At 63.5% G+C, this 18,511-nt stretch carries 17 protein-coding genes and 1 pseudogene; 3 read left to right on the top strand and 15 right to left on the bottom strand.

The window, feature by feature from the left end; genetic code table 11:
- The 10 genes and pseudogenes from EN885_RS33890 to murA form a co-directional block, all read right to left on the bottom strand.
- Positions 1 to 122, bottom strand: a pseudogene (locus EN885_RS33890) (IS630 family transposase); the annotation flags it as partial.
- Positions 123 to 216: 94 nt separating this feature from the next.
- The gene (locus tag EN885_RS25715) at positions 217 to 1,332 is read right to left on the bottom strand and encodes an anhydro-N-acetylmuramic acid kinase (protein ID WP_128243556.1); all 1,116 of its coding nucleotides are present in this window, start codon (positions 1,330 to 1,332) and stop codon (positions 217 to 219) included.
- Positions 1,333 to 1,339: 7 nt separating this feature from the next.
- Complete coding sequence (locus tag EN885_RS25720; protein WP_128243557.1) at positions 1,340 to 2,344, bottom strand: serine hydrolase; 1,005 nt, start codon at positions 2,342 to 2,344, stop codon at positions 1,340 to 1,342.
- Positions 2,345 to 2,576: 232 nt separating this feature from the next.
- Positions 2,577 to 4,322: an ABC transporter ATP-binding protein gene (locus EN885_RS25730; RefSeq protein ID WP_128243558.1), complete on the bottom strand. Its 1,746-nt coding sequence runs from the start codon at positions 4,320 to 4,322 to the stop codon at positions 2,577 to 2,579.
- Entirely contained in the window at positions 4,319 to 5,158 is an 840-nt protein-coding gene (locus EN885_RS25735) for an ABC transporter permease (RefSeq protein ID WP_126103426.1), read from the bottom strand. The genes EN885_RS25730 and EN885_RS25735 overlap by 4 nt, the downstream gene beginning before the upstream one ends.
- On the bottom strand, positions 5,158 to 6,117 hold the full coding sequence (locus EN885_RS25740; RefSeq protein WP_126103425.1) for an ABC transporter permease: 960 nt from the start codon (positions 6,115 to 6,117) through the stop codon (positions 5,158 to 5,160). The genes EN885_RS25735 and EN885_RS25740 overlap by 1 nt, the downstream gene beginning before the upstream one ends.
- 43 nt (positions 6,118 to 6,160) lie before the next feature.
- Complete coding sequence (locus tag EN885_RS25745; protein ID WP_128243559.1) at positions 6,161 to 7,699, bottom strand: ABC transporter substrate-binding protein; 1,539 nt, start codon at positions 7,697 to 7,699, stop codon at positions 6,161 to 6,163.
- A gap of 127 nt (positions 7,700 to 7,826) precedes the next feature.
- Positions 7,827 to 8,750, bottom strand: a complete 924-nt coding sequence (gene murQ, locus EN885_RS25750) for an N-acetylmuramic acid 6-phosphate etherase (RefSeq protein WP_128243560.1) — start codon at positions 8,748 to 8,750, stop codon at positions 7,827 to 7,829.
- A gap of 185 nt (positions 8,751 to 8,935) precedes the next feature.
- The gene (locus EN885_RS25755) at positions 8,936 to 9,826 is read right to left on the bottom strand and encodes an N-acetylglucosamine kinase (RefSeq protein WP_128243561.1); all 891 of its coding nucleotides are present in this window, start codon (positions 9,824 to 9,826) and stop codon (positions 8,936 to 8,938) included.
- Complete coding sequence (murA, locus tag EN885_RS25760) at positions 9,823 to 11,079, bottom strand: UDP-N-acetylglucosamine 1-carboxyvinyltransferase (protein ID WP_128243562.1); 1,257 nt, start codon at positions 11,077 to 11,079, stop codon at positions 9,823 to 9,825. Before murA ends, EN885_RS25755 begins: the two co-directional genes overlap by 4 nt.
- Positions 11,080 to 11,260: 181 nt before the next feature.
- Here murA and EN885_RS25765 point away from each other — a divergent pair, with 181 nt between their 5' ends.
- Entirely contained in the window at positions 11,261 to 12,118 is an 858-nt protein-coding gene (locus EN885_RS25765; protein ID WP_128243563.1) for a MurR/RpiR family transcriptional regulator, read from the top strand.
- Between the two features lie 39 nt (positions 12,119 to 12,157).
- Here EN885_RS25765 and EN885_RS25770 read toward each other — a convergent pair whose 3' ends face one another.
- The 5 genes from EN885_RS25770 to EN885_RS25790 all read right to left on the bottom strand — a co-directional run bounded on the left by EN885_RS25770 (position 12,158) and on the right by EN885_RS25790 (position 17,099).
- Positions 12,158 to 12,940 carry an ABC transporter permease gene (locus tag EN885_RS25770; protein ID WP_095484012.1) on the bottom strand — a complete coding sequence of 261 codons (783 nt, stop codon included), beginning with the start codon at positions 12,938 to 12,940 and terminating at the stop codon, positions 12,158 to 12,160.
- Positions 12,937 to 13,803 carry an ABC transporter permease gene (locus EN885_RS25775; RefSeq protein ID WP_128243564.1) on the bottom strand — a complete coding sequence of 289 codons (867 nt, stop codon included), beginning with the start codon at positions 13,801 to 13,803 and terminating at the stop codon, positions 12,937 to 12,939. The genes EN885_RS25770 and EN885_RS25775 overlap by 4 nt, the downstream gene beginning before the upstream one ends.
- Positions 13,800 to 14,861 (bottom strand): ABC transporter ATP-binding protein, encoded by a 1,062-nt coding sequence (locus EN885_RS25780; protein WP_128243565.1) that lies wholly within the window; start codon positions 14,859 to 14,861, stop codon positions 13,800 to 13,802. The genes EN885_RS25775 and EN885_RS25780 overlap by 4 nt, the downstream gene beginning before the upstream one ends.
- Before the next feature lie 106 nt (positions 14,862 to 14,967).
- On the bottom strand, positions 14,968 to 16,005 hold the full coding sequence (locus EN885_RS25785) for an ABC transporter substrate-binding protein (protein ID WP_128243566.1): 1,038 nt from the start codon (positions 16,003 to 16,005) through the stop codon (positions 14,968 to 14,970).
- Positions 16,006 to 16,115: 110 nt separating this feature from the next.
- The gene (locus tag EN885_RS25790) at positions 16,116 to 17,099 is read right to left on the bottom strand and encodes a 2-oxoglutarate and iron-dependent oxygenase domain-containing protein (RefSeq protein WP_128243567.1); all 984 of its coding nucleotides are present in this window, start codon (positions 17,097 to 17,099) and stop codon (positions 16,116 to 16,118) included.
- On the opposite strand from EN885_RS25790, the gene EN885_RS34745 reads away from it, so the two are divergent.
- Together EN885_RS34745 and EN885_RS25795 are read left to right on the top strand one after the other, a co-directional pair.
- On the top strand, positions 17,098 to 17,232 hold the full coding sequence (locus EN885_RS34745; protein ID WP_281035159.1) for a hypothetical protein: 135 nt from the start codon (positions 17,098 to 17,100) through the stop codon (positions 17,230 to 17,232). The genes EN885_RS25790 and EN885_RS34745 overlap by 2 nt on opposite strands.
- Positions 17,233 to 17,372: 140 nt before the next feature.
- Positions 17,373 to 18,482 carry a carbohydrate kinase gene (locus tag EN885_RS25795; RefSeq protein WP_095483825.1) on the top strand — a complete coding sequence of 370 codons (1,110 nt, stop codon included), beginning with the start codon at positions 17,373 to 17,375 and terminating at the stop codon, positions 18,480 to 18,482.
- Positions 18,483 to 18,511 lie beyond the last annotated feature (29 nt).

Raw genomic sequence — 18,511 nt, forward strand, 5'->3', positions numbered from 1 at the left:
AACAGCTTCACCGCCGCCGAAGCCGAAATGCCGAACCGTTTGGCGGCAGACCGGCGGCTTTCACCACTCAAAACCGCCGCCACCACCCGCTCGCGAAGATCATTGGAAAGGGGTCGAGTCATCAGATGCTGGCCTCCACTCCAGCCAGCATCTTGAATCACAAAACCCACAAATCTGGAATCCCCTTCGATTCCATCAAGCCGTGAACCGCTCTAGTTAGCCGGCAAGGCGCCCGCCGCGCATCGGCTGTGGCGCACCGGTGGTGGTCGGGAAGCTGATCGGCAGGCCCCTGAGCACGCGAACCGCAAGGAAGGCAAAGCACTCCGCCTCGACCGCGTCACCTTTCCAGCCGAGCGCCTCCGCCGGCACGGCTTCGACGCCGGCGCGGCTGGCAAGCATGGCCATGATCGTCGGGTTGTGGCGGCCGCCGCCGCTGACCACCAGCCGCTTCGGCCGATGCGGCAGAAGGTCGAGCGCTTTGCCGACGGCTGCGGCGGTGAAGGCCGTGAGCAGCGCGGCGCCATCTTCAGCGTTCATCCCGTCCGCCATGGCCGCGCCGAAATCGAACCGGTCCAGCGATTTTGGATAGGGCTTGGCCAGATAGGGATGCTGCAACAGCTTGACCAGCCGGGCTTCGTCGACGGTGCCCGCGCGGGCCAATGCGCCGTCGCGGTCCATCTCACCCAAACCCTTCGACTTGATGAAATCGTTCAGCGGCGCGTTGGCAGGCCCGGTGTCGAAAGCGACGACATTGTCCTTGCCGTCCCACCAGGTGATGTTGGCAACGCCGCCGAGATTGAGCACAGCCGTGTCGCCGCTGGTATCGGCATCGCGCAAAAGCGCCGCGTGATAGGCGGCGGACAGCGGCGCGCCTTGCCCGCCGGCGCGCATGTCGGCCGAGCGGAAGTCATAGGCCACCTTGGTACCCAGAATGGCATGCATCAAAGCGCCATCGCCGAGCTGGCGGGTCTGGCCGAGCCGGCCGACTTGCGGCGCGCGATGCAGCACCGTCTGGCCATGGAAGCCGACGACCCCAATATCGGCCATCGTCAGACCGTAGCTTTCGACCAGGTCTTTGACCGCCGCGGACTGGGCGCGCGTCAGCGCCTCTTCGGCCTCGCGAAAAATCGCCGGTTCCGGTCCGGTGAAATTCCACACCCTGGCCTGATCTAGCGTCTCCTCCAGCAGGGTCCGGATCGACCTGGGGTAGGGCGCCAGCGTGTAGGTGCCGAAATCCGCGATCCGCTCGCCGTCGGTCTTGATCAGCGCAACATCGATATTACCGTCCAGCACGGTGCCGGTCATCAGGCCGACGGCCCAGATTGGTTCCATAACTATCCTAGGCTCCGTTGACGAGATCGCCGACCGATTGGCGAAGCGCTGCGATCCCGCTGTTGAAATGACGTGTCGGATGGATCCGGTTGGTGAGCAAGATCCATGCCTTGCCTTTGTCGAAGTCGATCCACAGCCCGGTGCCGGTAAAGCCGGTATGCCCGATCGTCCCAGGGCTGCACAGCCGGCCGCCGGACCAGCCTTCATAGGGTCGCTCCCAGCCATGGGTGCGCGTCGGAGAGAGCGGCATGCGCATCAGCGCGATCGAACGCTCGGATGCGCCGGTCCCATCCAGCAACCCTTGTGCAAAGTCGAGGATAGACGCCGCCGTTCCGAACAGCCCGGCGTGACCCGCACCTTGCAGCGCCGAGCAATTGTCGTCGTGGACCTCGCCGCAGAGCACGCGATGACGCCAGGTGCAGTCTTCCGTCGCCGCCGTTTGATCCGGCTCAGCGGAGAACGCAAAGCCCGGGCCGGGGTCCATCTCGCGGATGGCCTTTCCCGACACGCGCTCCAGGGCAAAGCCGAGCAGGATAAAATTGATGTCGGAATAGACCGGTTCCCCGGCCTGCCATTCGCGCTGCAGGACGAAGGCGCGCAGCAGGTCGGGGTCCCGCCCATAGGTGTAGATCGGCGCAACGGCGGGAAACGGCGTCTGATGGCCGAGGCACTGGCGAAACGTCACCTTCCGCTCCCAGGCCTTTTCATCATACTGGCGAAGATCTGATAGGACCGAGATCAGCGGTGCGTCGAGATCGATGACGCCTTCTTCCGCCAGCGCCAGGATGCGCGGCGTCGTGAAGATGACTTTGGTCAGCGAGGCGAGATCGAACCAGGTTTCGACATGCATCGGCCTGACATTAGGCACCATCTGGGCCGAGCCAATAGCCCGGACGATGCGGGCACCACCGCGCTCGACGAGGCCCAACACACCGCCCGGAATGCGAGATGCCGCCACGGCCACTTCGAGAGGGGCGAAGGCGCGGTCTAAGAGGCGGGCTAGGCCGGTCATAGTTGGCCTCCCTCTGAGATGCAGCGATCCTTCCCACCCCCCTCTGTCCTGCCGGACATCTCCCCCTCAAGGGGGGAGATTGGCAGTTTTGGCGCCGCCGTCCATTTCTTTCCGCGTTGAAAATTGGCGAAACCTAAGGCGATATCCAATCTCCCCTCTTGAGGGGGAGATGTCCGGCAGGACAGAGGGGGGTGCTGTCCCGCTGCGTCTGGATAATTTTGGGCGACATGCATCACGCTTCCACCCTCGCTCTGTGATCCGGCCCGAACTCATCCCACCTCGCCGGCTCCGGTTCAAATCCCAGCGGCCGCACAAGCGAGGGGACCTGGCGCGTGTCCAGTTCGAAATGCTCGCGCCGCCGGTCGATGGTGGGAACCGCCGCAATGAGCTTCTTCGTGTAGGAATGCTTCGGCTCCGACAACACCGATGTGGCGTCGCCGATCTCGACGATCTGGCCGGCATAGATGACCGCGATGCGGTGGGCGATCCGCTCGACGACAGCCATGTCATGCGAAATGAACAGATAGGCCAGCCCGAACTCGCGCTGCAGGTCGACCAACAGCTCCAGAACCCTGGCCTGCACCGAGACATCGAGCGCGGAGACCGCTTCGTCCAGGACGACGACGGAAGGGTTGAGCATCAGCGCGCGGGCGATGCACAGTCTTTGCCGCTGGCCGCCCGAGAATTCGTGCGGGTATCGTTCAAGACTACTTTCCGGCAGGCCGACGCGTTTCAGCAGCGCGGCCATTTTCTCCCGCGTCTGCGCGTTCACACGGCCGGTGGCGATCACCGGTTCCGCCAGAATGCTGGCGATGCTGAGCCTGGGATTGAGCGAAGCGTAGGGGTTCTGGAACACCATCTGCACTGGCAGGGCGCTCTGCTCGGCGGCAGCCTTCCGCGCGCCGGCCGAGAATGTGCCGCGCGTCGACCGCACAAGCCCCAGGATCGCGCGCGCGGTGGTGGATTTGCCGGAGCCGCTCTCGCCGACGATGGCCAGTGTCTCGCCGGGCATCAGGTCGAAATCGACGCCGTCGACCGCATGCACGGCGCCGCTGGCGCGGCTGAAGAAACCTGATTTGACCGGAAACCGCACCACCAGGCCGTCGACCTTCAGCGCGGGTTCGGTGCCTTTGTCCTGTTCGCGTCGCCCGTCCGAGCGCGTCGCGCGACCGCTGGCGAAATGCGGCACGGCGTGCAGCAGATGCTGCGTGTAGGGGTGCTGCGGATGGTCGAGTATCTGGTTCAACTCGCCCTGCTCGACGGCCTCGCCGCCCTGCATCACCATGATCTTGTCGGCGATGCCGGCGACCAGGCCGATGTCGTGCGTGATGAAGATCATCGACATGCCGGTTTCCCGCTTGAGCTCGGCGAGCAGCGCCATGATCTGCGCCTGCACCGTCACGTCAAGCGCCGTCGTCGGCTCGTCAGCTATGAGCAGGCGCGGATTGCAGGCGAGCGCCATGGCGATCATCACGCGCTGCAGCATCCCGCCCGACAGCTGGTTCGGCGTGTATTCCAGCCGCCGCGCCGCATCCGGAATGCGCACGCGATCGAGCGCATCCTTTGCTGCAGCCGTAGCCTGCCGGCCGGTCAGGCCGCGATGCAGGCGAAACGATTCCTCGATCTGCGTGCCGATGGTCAGCACCGGATTGAGCGAGGTCATCGGCTCCTGGAAAATCATGCCGATCTCGGCGCCGCGGATCTTTGTCAGTTGCGGCTCGGTCGCCGTCAACAGGTCGAAGACGCTGTTGTCGGCCCGTCTCAGCTTGATCGAGCCGCCGGTGATGCGGCCGCCGCCATAGTCGACGAGACGGTTGATCGACAGAGCGGTGACCGACTTGCCCGAGCCGCTTTCGCCGACAATTGCCAATGTCTCGCCGTCGGCGAGGTCGAAACTGACGCCGCGAACGACCTCATTGGCTTCAGGGTTGCGGCCGAAGCCGACGTGCAGGTCGGTGACGGACAGAAGCGGGATCACGCAATCGACCTCCGCATCTTCGGATCGAGGATATCGCGCAAGGCATCGCCAAGCAGGTTGAAGCCCAGGATGCTGACCATGATGGCGAGCCCCGGGAAGATCATCAGCCAGGGGGCTGTTTCCATGAGGTTGCGGCTGTCGCTCAGCATCAGACCGAGCGACGCGGCGGGCGGCTGTGTGCCAAGGCCGAGGAAGCTCAAGCCGGCCTCCGTCAACAATGCCCAGGCCAGCGCCAGGGTTACCTGGACGGTCAACGGCGCCACGAGGTTGAGCAGCAGATGCCGGGTCAGGATGTAGCTTGAGCTGGAGCCGAAGGTGCGCGCGGCGTCGACGAATTCACGCGCCTTGAGCGACAGCGCAGGGCCGCGCACGACGCGCGTGAAGATCGGCGTGTAGACGATGGCGATGGCAACGATGCTGGTCCATGTTCCCGGCCCTGCAACTGTGACGATCAGCAGTGCCAGAAGGATCGCCGGGAACGCCAGCAGCACGTCCATGATGCGCATTAGCAGGCCGTCCCAGCGGCGTCCGAACCACGCTGCCGCCAGCCCGAGGATGGTGCCGGCGAGCGTTGCGAAAGCGACCGAGAAGAACGCCACCGTGAAGGATTGGCCGATCCCGATCATTAGCCGGCTTGCCACATCGCGGCCGAACAGGTCCGTGCCCATCCAGTAGGCGCTGTCGGGCGCATGCAGCCGGTCGACGCGATACTGCATCAGCGGATTGTGCGGCGTCAGTCCCAGCATTCCGAGGATCGCAAGCAGCAGATAGAGCGCGACGATCGCGCCGCCGATCCGGCCGCTGGTATGCGCGAAGATGGCGCGCAGAATACGCATCAGCGCTCCCCCAGCCGGATGCGCGGATCGAGCGCGACATAGGCGAGGTCGACCAGGAGGTTGACGATCATGAAGTTGAAGGCGATGAACAGGACGCTTCCCTGCACCAGCGCATAGTCGCGCTGCAGGATCGCATCCAGGACCATGCGTCCGAGACCCGGCAGCGCGTAGATCTGCTCGACGATGACGGCGCCGCCCAGGAGGTAGCCGAACTCGATGCCGCTCAGCGTGACGACTGGGATCAGCGCATTCGGCAGGGCGTGGCGCCAGATGACGCTGCGGTTGGAGGCGCCCTTGCTGCGGGCCGTCCTGACATAGTCGTCGCTCAGCACGTCGAGCATGGCCGACCGCGAAATGCGGGTTACCGAGGCCGCGAAGGCAAATCCAAGCGTCACCGCGGGCAGCAGCAGCTGGCCCAGATTGCGCAGCGGATCCTGCCACAGGGGCGAAAACGCGCCCATTGCCGGCAGCACGCCAAAGCCGGCGGACAGAGTGTAGATGATCAGCAGGGCAAGAACGAAATTCGGCGTCGACTGACCGATCATCGCGACCACGCGCACGCCGAGATCCGATAGCTTCTCATTGTGCGTGGCGGCGAAAACCCCCGCCGGCATGCCGACCGCAAGCGCGATGATCATCGCCAGCAGCGCGAGCTCGAGCGTGAGCGGGAAGCGCTCGAGGATAACGTCGAGGACCGGCTTGCCATAGGTGACCGAGATGCCCAGATTGCCGTGCAAGAGACCGAGCAGCCAGCGCCAGTACTGGATGAACCAGGGCTGATCGATGCCGAAATAGGCTGCAAGCGCATCACGCTGCGCGGGCGTAAGGAGGCCGGCTTCGGTCCCCAGCATCGCCGTGATCGAGTCGCCCGGAACCATCCGGATCGCCACGAAAACGAGAACGGACACGCCAATCAGGACGAGAGGAAACGTCGCCAGCCGTCGCATCAGATAGTTCACGCGAAGAATACCTCTCGGGCGATAGGTCCGAAGCCGGAGTTGGTTACTGCTGGAGCGTTACCTTGGCGAGGCTGAACAGCGATCCGGTCGGCACCGGCACGAACCCTCCGACATTCTTCTGCTGGGCCGTATAGCTGTACGAGGTGTAGAGCCAGATCCAGGGCGACATCTCGGTGATATGTTTCTCGAAATCGCCAAAGATCACCTTGCGTGCCGCCGGGTCGGTCTCGGTGCGGCCTTTCTGCATCAGTCCGTCGAGCGTGTCGTCGATATAGTTCGCCCCCTTCTGCAAGTTTCCGGCCTTGGTCCAGTAGCGATTGTACATCGTGTAGGGATCGGCCCTGCCGCCGTTCAAGGCGATGGCCATGTCGAAGTCGCCCTTCAGCCAGGCATCGACATAGACATTGAGCTCCATCATCTTGATGTCGAGCTTGACGCCGATTTCGGCGAGCTGCGACTGGATGACCTGGGCTTCGGCCGCCGCCGTCGGCGGCTCGCCGGTGGCGCCGATCACGCTCGCCGAAAAGCCGTCGGCATAGCCGGCCTCGGCCATCAGCTTCTTGGCCTTCTCGACGTCGCGCGTGTAGCAGAACAATTGGTTCGGATCGGTCGCCAGAGCAGGGATCGTCAGCGGACCGGTGATCTTGCCTTCGCCAAGCGAGGCGGTGTCCAGCACCTCCTGCCGGTCGATGGCGCAAGAGATGGCTTGACGCACTTTGAGCTCGGTCATCGGCTTGCGTGACGGATTGAGCTGCAGCACGTGATAGGCAAGAACCGGCACGCGGTTCAATTGCAGGCTGGCTTCCTTTGGAACCAGCGTGGCGACAAGCGGGTCGTTGAGCAGCGCGAAATCGACCTGCTTGGTGCGCAGCGCCGCCAGGATCGCCGTCTCGTCCGGAAGCACCGAGATGTCGATGCCGTCGACGCCGGTCGCGCCACCGGCCCAGTCCTTGTTGGCCACAAGCACTTCCTTGGAATTCGGATCCCATTTCTCGAGCTTGAACGGACCCGAGCCGATCGTCGTCGTGCCGATCGACCCGGCGGCGATTTCGCTGGCAGGGACAATGGCTGCGTTGATGTCGCTCATCGCCGTCAGAATCGGAACATCCGGCTGCGACAGGTGAAACACGACGGTGGCCGAATCTGGCGTATCGATGCTGGCGATCGAAAGGAAGTTGGCGCGGGCGGCTGCACTTGTCTTCTCGTCGAGTATCCGTTCGAACGATGCCTTTACATCGGCCGACGTCACCGCCGCGCCGTTCTGGAATTTTGCTTTCGGATTGAGCTTGAAGGTCAGCTCCTTGCCGTCCGCCGAGAACTGCCAGGAATCGGCGATGGCCGGGGTGATCTGCAGGCTGGCGTCGAGCCGCACCAGCGGTTCGTAGATCAGCTCCAGCAGCCGCAGTGACGAAAAGGCCGTCTGCTTGTGCGGATCAAGCCCGGTGGCGTCCTGTGACCAGGCCATACGCAACGTCGCCGCATCCGCCTGCACCGGGACTGCCGCAATGCCGAGCATCGCCGCCAAGGCAATGCCAGGTAGCGTCATGCCGGAAAGCAGTTTCTTGGTAAGGTGCTGTACCATCGTCGTCTCCCATTGTGATCGAACTCGATGCCTTGCAGTTCCCCGGTCCGCTTCAAAGAGACACGCGTCCCCAGAATGTCGGCCCAGTCTATCGGGCCCAGTCTGTCGGCCCAGTATCCATGCGGCTTCACACCGTCTTTTCGCCTATCGCCTTTCGCAGGAACCCTCCGGCAGCGCCAAGCGCCTCGCGCGCCTCTTCGACGCCCGTGCCGGTGATCGTCACCAGTATCGCCAGCTTGACGTCATTGCCGGTCTGGTCGAGTGCTTGTCGTGCCTGTTGCGCCGCGCAACCGGTCGTCTGCATCACCATCCTGACGGCCCTGGCAACGAGCTTCTTGTTGCTGGGATTAAGGTCCACCATAAGGTTCTGATAGCTCTTGCCGATGCGGATCATGCTGGCGGTCGTCAGCATGTTGAGGACGAGCTTTTGCGCCGTTCCCGACTTCAGCCGGGTCGAGCCGGTGAGAACCTCGGGGCCGACAAGCGGAGAGATGGCGATGTCGGCAAGGCCGGCGATGATCGATTTGGCGTTGCAGGAGAGCGCCACGGTCGTCGCTCCCACCTGCCGTGCATAGGTCAAGCCGCCGATGACATAGGGCGTGCGCCCGCTGACCGCGATGCCGACCACCACATCGTCGGCGGTGAGATTGATCTCCTGCAGAGCCTTCATGCCCTGTTTTGGATCATCCTCCGCGCCCTCGGCGGACCGCACCAGCGCATCGGGACCGCCTGCGATCAGGCCCACCACCATGCTCTCGGGCACGCCGAAGGTCGGCGGACACTCCGAGGCATCGAGGACCCCCAGCCGGCCGCTCGTGCCGGCACCCATATAGACAAGCCGCGCACCTTTCTGGAAAGCAGCCACAATCCGGTCTACGGCGGCGGCGATTTCCGGAATGACCTTCTCGATGGCAGCTGGAACGCCTCTGTCCTCGTCATTGATCTTGCGCAGGATATCGATGGTCGGCAGCAGGTCGATATCCATCGTCTTCGGGTTCCGATCCTCGGAAACCAACCGCTCCAGCTCCGACATCAACCTTTGTTCGCTCATCCGCTTGCTTTCAAAGTTCTTGCCGTCGGCAATAAGTAATCTGATGCCGCGCCAAGCGTCGACCAGTGCCAGCGGTTGACATTGGCTTCGTGTCGGCTGTCCCGGTTTCTGCTTTGTTAACTTTCTAGAATTGAATATTCTCAGTGTCAACGGATGATGGAATATAATATTCCTATGTTGGAACGCTATCGGTCGCCGAGGGAATTTTTGGCCAGGATGATGGCCCCTGAAACCGCGTCGCCATCGGCGGGCTTCAGACGCCGGCGGACGTCGGGAGAAAGCCACGGCTCGAGCGGGCTGGACAACCCTCCAAGCAACGTCACCCGTGGCGCGCCTTTTTCGAAAAGCACCCGCACGAAAGTATCGACCTGCTCGGCCGCACCCTGCACGATCCGTCGTCCAACCGGATCTCCCTGGTCGGCGTGGCGGATCACCATGGGTGCGAAGGCCGCATAGTCTGTCGCTGTGGCGCGGTCCATCCAGGCGACCGCCTCGATCGGGTCGTCCTTGAAACGCTGCATGACCTCCGCCAGCAGCGCCGTGCGCTCGTGCCGGCCATCGTGGGCGCGCAAGGCGAGCTGCACGGCCTTCAGTCCAAGATCGGCGCCGCTCCCCTCGTCGGAGATCGGAAAACCGTAGCCGCCGACGCGCAGGTCGCGCCCGTCGACAAAACCGATGCCGATCGAGCCAGTGCCGGCGATGACGATGGCGCCGTCCTGGCCCGAATGGGCGCCAAGGCAGGCGCCGACGCCGTCGCTGACGAAGTCGATGCTGGCAAAGGGACGTGCGATCGCCCGAAACGCCTCGAGTGCGCCCTTGCGCCCGATGCCGGCGAGACCAATTCCTGCCCGGATCCGGGCGATCTCCGCCGCCCCGAAACCCGCCTCCTCGATCGCCGCGCCAAACGCCTTGGCAACGGAGGCCCAGGCCGCGTCAATGCCGAGCCGCGTTGTTGCCGGGCCCGACAAGCCTTGCCCCAGCACCGTTCCCGCTTCGTCTTCGATGCGGGCGCGGCAGCCGGTTCCGCCGCCGTCGACGCCCAGGAAATAATGCGCAGACGCCGCGCTGGCACTCATCCGCTTATCCGCTCAATCTGGGCGCCGCACAGGCGGAGCTTGCGGTCCAGCTGCTCATAGCCACGGTCGAGGTGGTAGACGCGGTTGATGACTGTCTCGCCTTCGCAGATCAGCGCCGCCAGCACCAGCGAGACGGAAGCGCGCAGATCGGTGGCCATCACCTGCGCGCCTTTCAGCTTCTCGCCTCCGCGCACCAGCGCCATGGTCCCTTGCAGCTTGATGTTGGCGCCGAGCCGCGTCAGCTCGGGCACATGCATGAAGCGGTTTTCGAAGATCGTCTCGCGCAACAGCGCCGCGCCGTCGGCACAGCACATCAACGCCATGAACTGGGCCTGGAGATCGGTCGGAAAGCCAGGATAGGGTTCCGTCGTCAAGTCGACCGCCCTCAGAGGTCCGTCCCTCGACACGATCAGTCCGCGATCGCCGGGCCAGACCTTCACGCCGGTGGCCTCGAGCAGTTGCACCACCGATGCCATGTGCTCGAGCCGCGCATGGGTCAGCTCGAGCTGGCCACCAGTGATGGCTGCGGCAATCGCGTAAGTGCCGGCCTCGATCCGGTCCGGGATGATGTCGTGCGTGGCAGCACGCCAGTTGCTGCTGCCCTCGATCAGGATGCGGTGCGTGCCCGCACCTTCGATCCGGGCGCCCATGGCGTTCAGGCAGGCGGCGAGGTCCGCCACCTCCGGTTCGCGCGCCGCATTGAGGATTTCGGTCTCGCCCTTCGCCGCGGTCGCGGCCATCATCGCGGTCTCCGTCGCTCCGACCGACGGCGAGCTCAAAACGATGCGCGCGCCTCTCAACCCGCCCGACGCCGACGCAACGATCAGCCCGTTCTCGATGGCAATGTCGGCGCCAAGGGCGGCGAGCGCCGCGACATGCATGTCGACCGGTCGTGCGCCGATCGCGCATCCGCCGGGCAGCGAAACCCTGGCATGCCCGAAGCGGGCAAGCAGCGGTCCGAGAACAAGCACCGTCGCGCGCATTTTCCGCACCGTGTCGTAGGACGTCTCCTTGGAAACGGCCTTGCTGGTGTCGATCGTCGCGGCATGGGCTGATCTGGTGATCTCGGCGCCGTGCAGTCTCACCACGCCAAGCATATTTTCCACATCGGTCACATCAGGCAGGTTCGTCAGCTCCAGCGGATAGGGGCTGAGCAGCGCTGCCGCTATCTGTGGCAGAGCCGCGTTCTTCGCGCCGGAGATGGTCACCGCGCCTTGCAGCCTTTGCCCGCCGACGATCCGCAATTTGTCCATGGCTCTGGAACCTGACCTGAGATCTATGCGAGCTTACGCGCTTGCGGGGAGTCTTTCATGCCCGAATCTGGGCTGGTCGCATCGACTTCGAGAGTCGATGGATCATTCCTGGCTGTCAATCGTGTCCGGAATAATTTATTCCTTGGCTTGGCATTGCCTGCAACTGGCGACAAGGGAACGCATGTCCGTCCTGAAGAAGATCGAGGCCAAGCTCGAAACCATGGCGCCCGGTGATCGCCAGATCGGGCAATTCATCATCGACAACCCGGACCAGATGCTGCGCCTGTCGACGGCGGCTCTCGCGGCCGAGATCGGCCGCAGCCAGTCGAGCGTCGTCAAGTTCAGCCAGAAGCTGGGCTATGTCAGCTATCAGGAACTCAAGCTCGCCGTCAGCGAGGCCAAGGCGCAGGAATGGCAAGTGCCGGCTGGAGTGATCCACGGCTCGATCGAGGTTGGCGACAGCTTCCAGATCATCCTGAAGAAGCTGACCGGCAGCAAGCTTCTGTCGATGCAGCAGACCGTCGCCGCCAACAGCGAGCGGATCATCTCCAGGGCGTTGGAAATGCTGGACCGCGCGCGTCGCATTCATCTGGTCGGTGTCGGTGCCTCCTCGCTGGTGGCGCGCGATTTCTCCTACAAGCTGATGAAGCTCGGCCGCAACGTGCTGCACGACAGCGACAGCCATGTGCAGATGGCCAATGTCTCGACGCTCGGACCCGGCGACGTGCTGTTCGCGCTCTCCTATTCCGGTGCCAGCATCGAAACCTTGCGGATGGCCGAACTTGCCCGCAAGCGCGGCACGACGGTGATCGCCGTCACCGGCCTGCATGACAATCCGTTGAGCCGCGTCGCCGACATCCGTCTCTACACTATCGCCGACGAAGAGCGTGCACGTTCCTCGTCCATCACCGCACGCGATGCGCAGCTGACACTGACGGACTTGCTGTTCATCCTGCTCGTGCAAAAGCAGCCGGACGCCAATGAATATGTCCACAACAGCGAAGTGGCCGTCTCGGTGCTGAAGGCGGACCGATCATAGCGCTGCCGGTGTGTTGCAGATGACAAGCGCAGCATCAGCTCAGAAGCGATGGATGCGCAGCCCCAGCACTTTCTCCGAGACGATCACCACCACCAGCGTCAGCACGATTGATACGGTCGAGACGGCTGCGGCTTCTGGCGTGAAATTGGTGCGCAGGTAGTCGAAGAGCTGGATCGGCAGCGTCGACGTCCCGATTCCCTTCAGCATGAACGAGATGGTGAAAGTGTCGAAGGATATGATGAAGGCAAACAGCGCGCCGCCGATGACGCCGGGCTTGATCAGCGGCAGCATGATGCGGCGGAAGCGGGTCAAGCGGTCGGCGCCCAGCGAACGCGCCGCCATGTCCCAGGACGGGTCGAAGCTTTCCAGCGAGGCCGAGACGTTGATGAAGACGAAGGGCAGCGTGATCAGCACATGGCCGGCGACCATGCCGATCATGGTCGTGGTGCCGATGCCGATCGCATAGACGAAGAACAGCAGTGCGATCGCCGTCAGCACTTCCGGCAGCAGCAGCGGCGCCAGCATGGCGACGCGCACCGTCTCCTTCCAGCGGCCGGCATGCTGGACGTAGTAGAGCGCGGCCATGGTGCCGATGGTTCCGGAAATGACGGTGGCAACCGCCGCCACCCACAGCGAGGTACGGATCGCGCGCATGAATACGTCATTGTGGAAGAACGTCACATACCAGCGCAGCGACAGGCCCTGCGGCGGGAACGTCAGGAAATTACCGGCGTTGAAGGAGGCGCCGACGACCACCAGGATCGGCGCCAGCAGGAAGGCATAGACCAGTAGGCAGTAGAGCGTGAGCACCGGCCGCTTCATGGTCGCGCCACCTTCCATTTCATGCGCGTCAGCCGCGCGAAGATGACGACGCAGAGCGCGCCGGTGACGGACAGCATGAGCGCCAGCGCCGAGCCCCATGGCCACTGGAACGTATCAATCAGCGCATCGACGACGGTGACGGCCATGGTCTTGACCCTGAGGCCGCCGATCAGCGACGGCGTCACATAGGCGCTGAGCGACAAAACGAAGACGAGGATACAGCCGGCCTGGATGCCTGGCGTGCACAGCGGCAGGACGATGCGGCGGAAGGCAGTGAAGCGCGACGCACCGAGCGAACGCGCCGCCGATTCCAGCGACGGATCGACGCCCTGGATCCCCGCCGTGATCGGCAGGATCATGAAGGGCAGGAAGACATGGACCAGCGCGATGACGATGCCGAGCGCATTGTACATCAGCGGCAAGGGGCGATCGATGAGGCCCATGCCAGTCAGCGTGCGGTTGATGAGGCCGGCATTGCCCAAAAGAATCGTCCAGCCATAGGAGCGGATGACGATGCCGACCAGCAACGGCGACAGCACCAGCCCATAGGCCAGCGCACGAAAACGCATGGTGCCGCGCGCCAATTGCCAGGCGACGGGAAAACCGACGACGAGGCAGATCGCGGTGGTGATGAGGCCGATCCACAGCGTGTTGGCGACCTGAAGCAGATAGAAACTGTCGGCGAAGAATTTGGTGTAGTTGCCTGTCGTGAAGCCCGGACCGTAAGGCGTGCCTTGCCCCGGCATGCGAAAGCTCATCACCACGATGTTGAGGTAGGGCAGGATGAGAAAGATGCCGAGCAGCGCCGCCGCCGGCGCGATCAGGACCAGCGGTCCAAGGCCCTTGCGGCGCGCCGCCCTCATTTTGCTGCCCCGAGCAGCCAGAACCCATCCGCCGGCGCGTGCACGCTGACGCGGTCGCCTTCGGCAATCCGAATGTTCGGAAAGGTCTGGACATGCAGCGTCTCGCCTGAATCGAGGGCGACGCGATAATCGATGATGCTGCCGGAATAATAGCGCGCGGTAACCTTTCCCGGTGCGCCGCCCTGACCTGCGGGCCTGAGTTCGATCGCCTCCGGGCGCAGCGACAGCGTGACGGCGGTGCCGGGCGCATGATCGGTGCGGCTGTGGACGGCGACTTCACCAAAGACGGACGCAACGCGGCTCCTTCCGGCTTCCGCCTCTCCAGTGATCGTACCCTTGATCAGGTTCACCTGGCCGACGAATTGCGCGACCTCGAGATTTTCGGGGCGCTCATAAATGTCGGACGGCGCGCCGATCTGGGCGATGCGGCCGCCGAACATGACCACGACCCGGTCGGACATCGTCATCGCCTCGGCCTGGTCATGCGTGACGTAGACAGTGGTGATGCCGACGCGGCGCTGCAGGTCGCGGATGAAGACGCGCATTTCCTCGCGCAGCTTGGCGTCGAGATTGGCGAGCGGCTCGTCGAGCAGCAGGATCTTCGGCTCGATGACCAGTGCCCGCGCCAGCGCCACGCGCTGCTGCTGGCCGCCGGAAAGCTGGTTTGGATAGCGCTCGGAATATCCGCCGAGCTGCACCATATCGAGCAGCTTGGCGATGCGGCTGCGCATTTCGGGCTTGGCGATCTTGCGCATCTCCAGCCCGAAAGCGAGGTTCTGGTCCACCGTCATATGCGGAAAGAGCGCATAGTTCTGGAACACCATGCCGATGTCGCGTTTTTCGGCCGGCACGTTGATGACGTCCTTGCCGTCGAAGCGGATGGCGCCTTCGCTCGCTTCCTCGAAGCCGGCGATCATCTTCAGCGTCGTCGTCTTGCCGCAGCCTGAGGGACCGAGCAGCGAAATGAACTCGCCATCGGCGATGCGGATCGAGATGCCGTCGACCGCGCGTGCGCTGCCGAAGGTCTTGGTCAGCCGCTCGATGCTAACCTCGGTCATGAATGCTCCACTTCACAGGCGATCGACCGCCACCGCAGGCGCGGCGCGGCTGGCGGGAAGCGCGCCCCGAAAGCGAGACGCGCCATCCCAAGTTCAATGTCAGCCCTTAAAGGATCGTCTTGGCCCAGCGCTCGGCCAGCTCGCCCTGCTTCTCGTTGACGAAATCCCAGTCCCAGGTGAGTATCTTGGTCATTGCCTCGCCCGAGACCGGCACGTCGGCCTTGAGGTCGTCCGGAATGACCACCTTGGAGTTGGTCGGCGACACGAAGAATTCCTTCGCCATCAGCATCTGGATTTCCGGCGACAGCAGGAAGTCAGCATATTGATAGGCCAGCTCCTTTTCCGGTCCATTGGCCAGGATCGAGACCGTCTGGTCGAACATGAACATGCCTTCCTCGGGAACGACGCATTCGACCGGCAGGCCCTGCTTGCGCAGCCGCGCGATCTCGCCGAAATCGAACGGCGCGACGACGATTTCGCCTGAGGACAAAGCCGTGGAGAGGTTGAAGTCGACCTGGATCACCTGGCCGAGCTTGGCGAGAGCGTCAAAGCCGGCATCGACATCATACTGGTCCTTGCCGAAGATCTTCGAGGCCAGCAGCAGCTCCATCTTGCCGGCGCTGTTGGCGAAATTGTAGAGGCCGATCCTGCCCTTGAACTCCTCGTTGCTCCACAGGTCCTTCCACGCCTTGGGCGGCGTCTGAACCAGATCGGTGCGGTAGCCGATGCCGATCGGCGAAATGGCGCCGGTGGCGCCGAAACCGTCGGCGATCTTGGCCAGCGGATAGAGATCGTTGTAGTTCGGCAGCTTGGCCAGATCGAGTTTTTCGAAGAAGCCCTCCTTGCGCAGGCCGGACGCGAACACCTCATTGGTCATGATGATCGAGTAGGGCGGCTTGTCGGCGCCGGCGGCACGCAAATTGGCGCCGAAGACGCGGCCATTGCCGACATCGAGCGTCACCTTGGCGCCCGAGGCCTTCTCGAAGGCCGGTGCGATGGTCGAGCGCCAGAACTGCTCCCAGACGCCGCCGAGCGTCGGCACGATCAGCGTCTTCTCCTGGGCGATGGCAGGCATCCCAATGAGCCCGGCGGCGCCGAGCGCGCCCATGCCGGCAACCGTCTGTCTTCTGGTCAATTTTGTCATCACAATTCCCCTTGTTGATTTCTTGAATCAATTCGTTCTTTGGGACGGTCGTTTTTGGAGCCGTCCGGCTGAGCTTGGCGAGGGCGATTGCGCCCGAGCCCCGGCTTCGGTCAGCGGCCGAATGCCTGTTTCGTCTTCAGCTCGATATAGTCTCCATAGGTGATCGGCTCATACTTGGCCTGCTTGCCGTCCGCGCAGAACGGCTCCAGGCAGGAGATCATCGTTTCCTTGCTGGGGTTGACGAAGAACGGGATCGACTGGCGGCGCGAGCTGCCTTTCCTGTTGCGCGGCGGATTGGCGACGCGGTGCGGCGTCGAGACCCATTCGTCGTTGCTCCAGCGCATGAAGGCATCGGCGATGTTGACGACATAGGCGCCGTCGATCGACGGCGCATCGAGCCAGCGCCCGTCGCGTGTTTGCACCTGCAAGCCGCCGGACGATGCTTCCGAACGCAGGATGGTCATGAAGCCGTAGTCGGTGTGGACGCCGGCGCGAAGCTGGCCGGGCAGGGGGTCCAATTCCTGCTCGGGATAATTGATGACCCGCAGTGCCGACAGATGGTTCTCAAAAGCCGGCTCGAAATAGTCGGGCTCGAGGCCGATCGCCTGGCAGAAGATCCGGCGCAGATGCCCGGCAAGCGTTTCCATTTCGGAGAAATAATCACGAAAGGCGCTCTCGATACGTTCGGGCTGGTCCGGCCAGGTGTCGCCGTTGAGGCGCAGGCCGAAATTCAGGCTTTCCTTGTAATCGCCTGGCGTCTTGATGCCCTTGGTGGCGGCCAGCGCCTCGTCGGCGATCGGCGAGAACGCGACGCCGCCTTTCAAGCCGGTTCCGCGCCCATGGCTGCGCTTGTAGTCCTCGGGAAGATCGAAGAAGGCGCGCGCCAGATTATAGAGCCGCATCGTCCTCTCGGGCGACACGCCATGGCCGGTGACCAGAAAGAAACCGGTGGTCCGGCAGGCGGTCTCGATAGCCCTGACGACAGCACCGGCGCCGGCCTCGCCGCGAATGAAAGGCCCGACATCGACGACGGGAATTCCCTGACCTGTTGCTTCGGCCTGATCTGTTGCTTCGACTTGAGGCTCAGGCTGCATGATCGCGATCACCTTCCTGTTGGAACTGTCGTATGCAGAAGGCGAAAACCAGGCATGGCCGCTTCAGGATGTTGAAGCAGTGAAAGCGGGCAGGGCGGATGATCTCGCATGCGCATCGCTGTGCCTTCTCTAGTGCCTTGTCCCCGCTTCGAGAGAAGCCGGGGAAACGCCGGTTTGATGGACGTTATAGCTACAAACGAATGTTGACAAGATCATCTGTTGTTGTCCATATCGAAAATGTTCAGCTACGAATTAGACGGGCCGGGTGAGACTATGGACGACCTTGGAGCACAGGAACAAGCGGTTCTGGACCTCATCGCGGCGAACCCGTTCGCCGGCCAGCAGGACATAGCGACCGCGCTCGGCATTGCCCGTTCGACCGTCGCGGCCCACATCGTGCAGCTCGTCAACAAGGGCTACATTCTCGGCCGCGGCTATGTGTTGCCGGCTTCCAAGCGCATGATCTGCATCGGCGGCGCGGTCCTGGACCGCAAGTACCACGCCAAGAAGGATCTGATCTTCGAGACGTCGAACCCGGTCGACGGCTATCGCAGCTTCGGCGGGGTCGCCCGCAACGTCGCCGAGAACCTTGTCCGCCTCGGCGTCGACGTCAGCTTCGTCTCGATTGTCGGCGACGACGAAACCGGCCGCTCGCTGGTGCGGCATCTGCGCGATCTCGGCGCCGACGTCAGCCAGGTGATCACCACAACGGAGCGGCCGACGGCGGAATACGCGGCCATCCTCGATCTCAACAACGATCTCGTGCTCGGCATCGCCGACATGGAGATTTTCGATCTGTTTTCACCATCCTATCTCGACCGCTTCTGGCCGCATCTGGCTTCGGCGACTTGGGTGTTCATCGACTGCAACCTACCGGCCGCGACTATCGCAGCGCTGATGTCACGCAAGCAGGGCGCGCGTTTCAAGCTCGCCGTCGACACGGTGTCGTCGCCGAAATCGGCACGCCTGCCGAAGGACCTGACCGGCATCGACCTGTTGTTCACCAATCACGACGAGGCCAACACCATGCTTGGCATCACCGATGCCGACAAGCGGCTGAAGCCGAAAGACGCTGCCGCTGCCTTGCGCGCGGCCGGTGCTGCCGAGGTCATCGTGACCATGGGCGCGCATGGATTTGCTGTGGCGACCGAGAGCGGCGTGGCGACGATGCGCTCCGTGCCAGCGCGGGCCGTCGACATCACCGGCGCCGGCGATGCGATGATTGCCGGCACCATGTACAAGGTGCTTTCGGGCGATCCCGTGCCCCACGCAGCGCGCACCGGCGCGCTGCTCGCCACGCTGACCACCGAGAGTGAATCCAGCGTTCATCCCGATCTGTCGCCGCGCTTCCTCACCGCCGGCATGTACCGCATTCCCGCTTGAAAGCGAGACGACCCTGAAAGCGAGACGAC

It is taken from the genome of Mesorhizobium sp. M6A.T.Cr.TU.014.01.1.1 (assembly GCF_004022765.1).
GTDB lineage: Bacteria > Pseudomonadota > Alphaproteobacteria > Rhizobiales > Rhizobiaceae > Mesorhizobium > Mesorhizobium mediterraneum.

Bases quoted from the DNA above. Each gene is read 5' to 3' on its own strand.
- EN885_RS25715 (WP_128243556.1), bottom strand. From the start codon at position 1,332: ATGGAACCAATCTGGGCCGTCGGCCTGATGACCGGCACCGTGCTGGAC.
- EN885_RS25720 (WP_128243557.1), bottom strand. From the start codon at position 2,344: ATGACCGGCCTAGCCCGCCTCTTAGACCGCGCCTTCGCCCCTCTCGAA.
- EN885_RS25735 (WP_126103426.1), bottom strand. From the start codon at position 5,158: ATGCGTATTCTGCGCGCCATCTTCGCGCATACCAGCGGCCGGATCGGC.
- EN885_RS25745 (WP_128243559.1), bottom strand. From the start codon at position 7,699: ATGGTACAGCACCTTACCAAGAAACTGCTTTCCGGCATGACGCTACCT.
- murQ (WP_128243560.1), bottom strand. From the start codon at position 8,750: ATGAGCGAACAAAGGTTGATGTCGGAGCTGGAGCGGTTGGTTTCCGAG.
- EN885_RS25755 (WP_128243561.1), bottom strand. From the start codon at position 9,826: ATGAGTGCCAGCGCGGCGTCTGCGCATTATTTCCTGGGCGTCGACGGC.
- murA (WP_128243562.1), bottom strand. From the start codon at position 11,079: ATGGACAAATTGCGGATCGTCGGCGGGCAAAGGCTGCAAGGCGCGGTG.
- EN885_RS25765 (WP_128243563.1), top strand. From the start codon at position 11,261: ATGTCCGTCCTGAAGAAGATCGAGGCCAAGCTCGAAACCATGGCGCCC.
- EN885_RS25770 (WP_095484012.1), bottom strand. From the start codon at position 12,940: ATGAAGCGGCCGGTGCTCACGCTCTACTGCCTACTGGTCTATGCCTTC.
- EN885_RS25775 (WP_128243564.1), bottom strand. From the start codon at position 13,803: ATGAGGGCGGCGCGCCGCAAGGGCCTTGGACCGCTGGTCCTGATCGCG.
- EN885_RS25780 (WP_128243565.1), bottom strand. From the start codon at position 14,861: ATGACCGAGGTTAGCATCGAGCGGCTGACCAAGACCTTCGGCAGCGCA.
- EN885_RS25785 (WP_128243566.1), bottom strand. From the start codon at position 16,005: ATGACAAAATTGACCAGAAGACAGACGGTTGCCGGCATGGGCGCGCTC.
- EN885_RS34745 (WP_281035159.1), top strand. From the start codon at position 17,098: ATGATCGCGATCACCTTCCTGTTGGAACTGTCGTATGCAGAAGGCGAA.
- EN885_RS25790 (WP_128243567.1), bottom strand. From the start codon at position 17,099: ATGCAGCCTGAGCCTCAAGTCGAAGCAACAGATCAGGCCGAAGCAACA.
- EN885_RS25795 (WP_095483825.1), top strand. From the start codon at position 17,373: ATGGACGACCTTGGAGCACAGGAACAAGCGGTTCTGGACCTCATCGCG.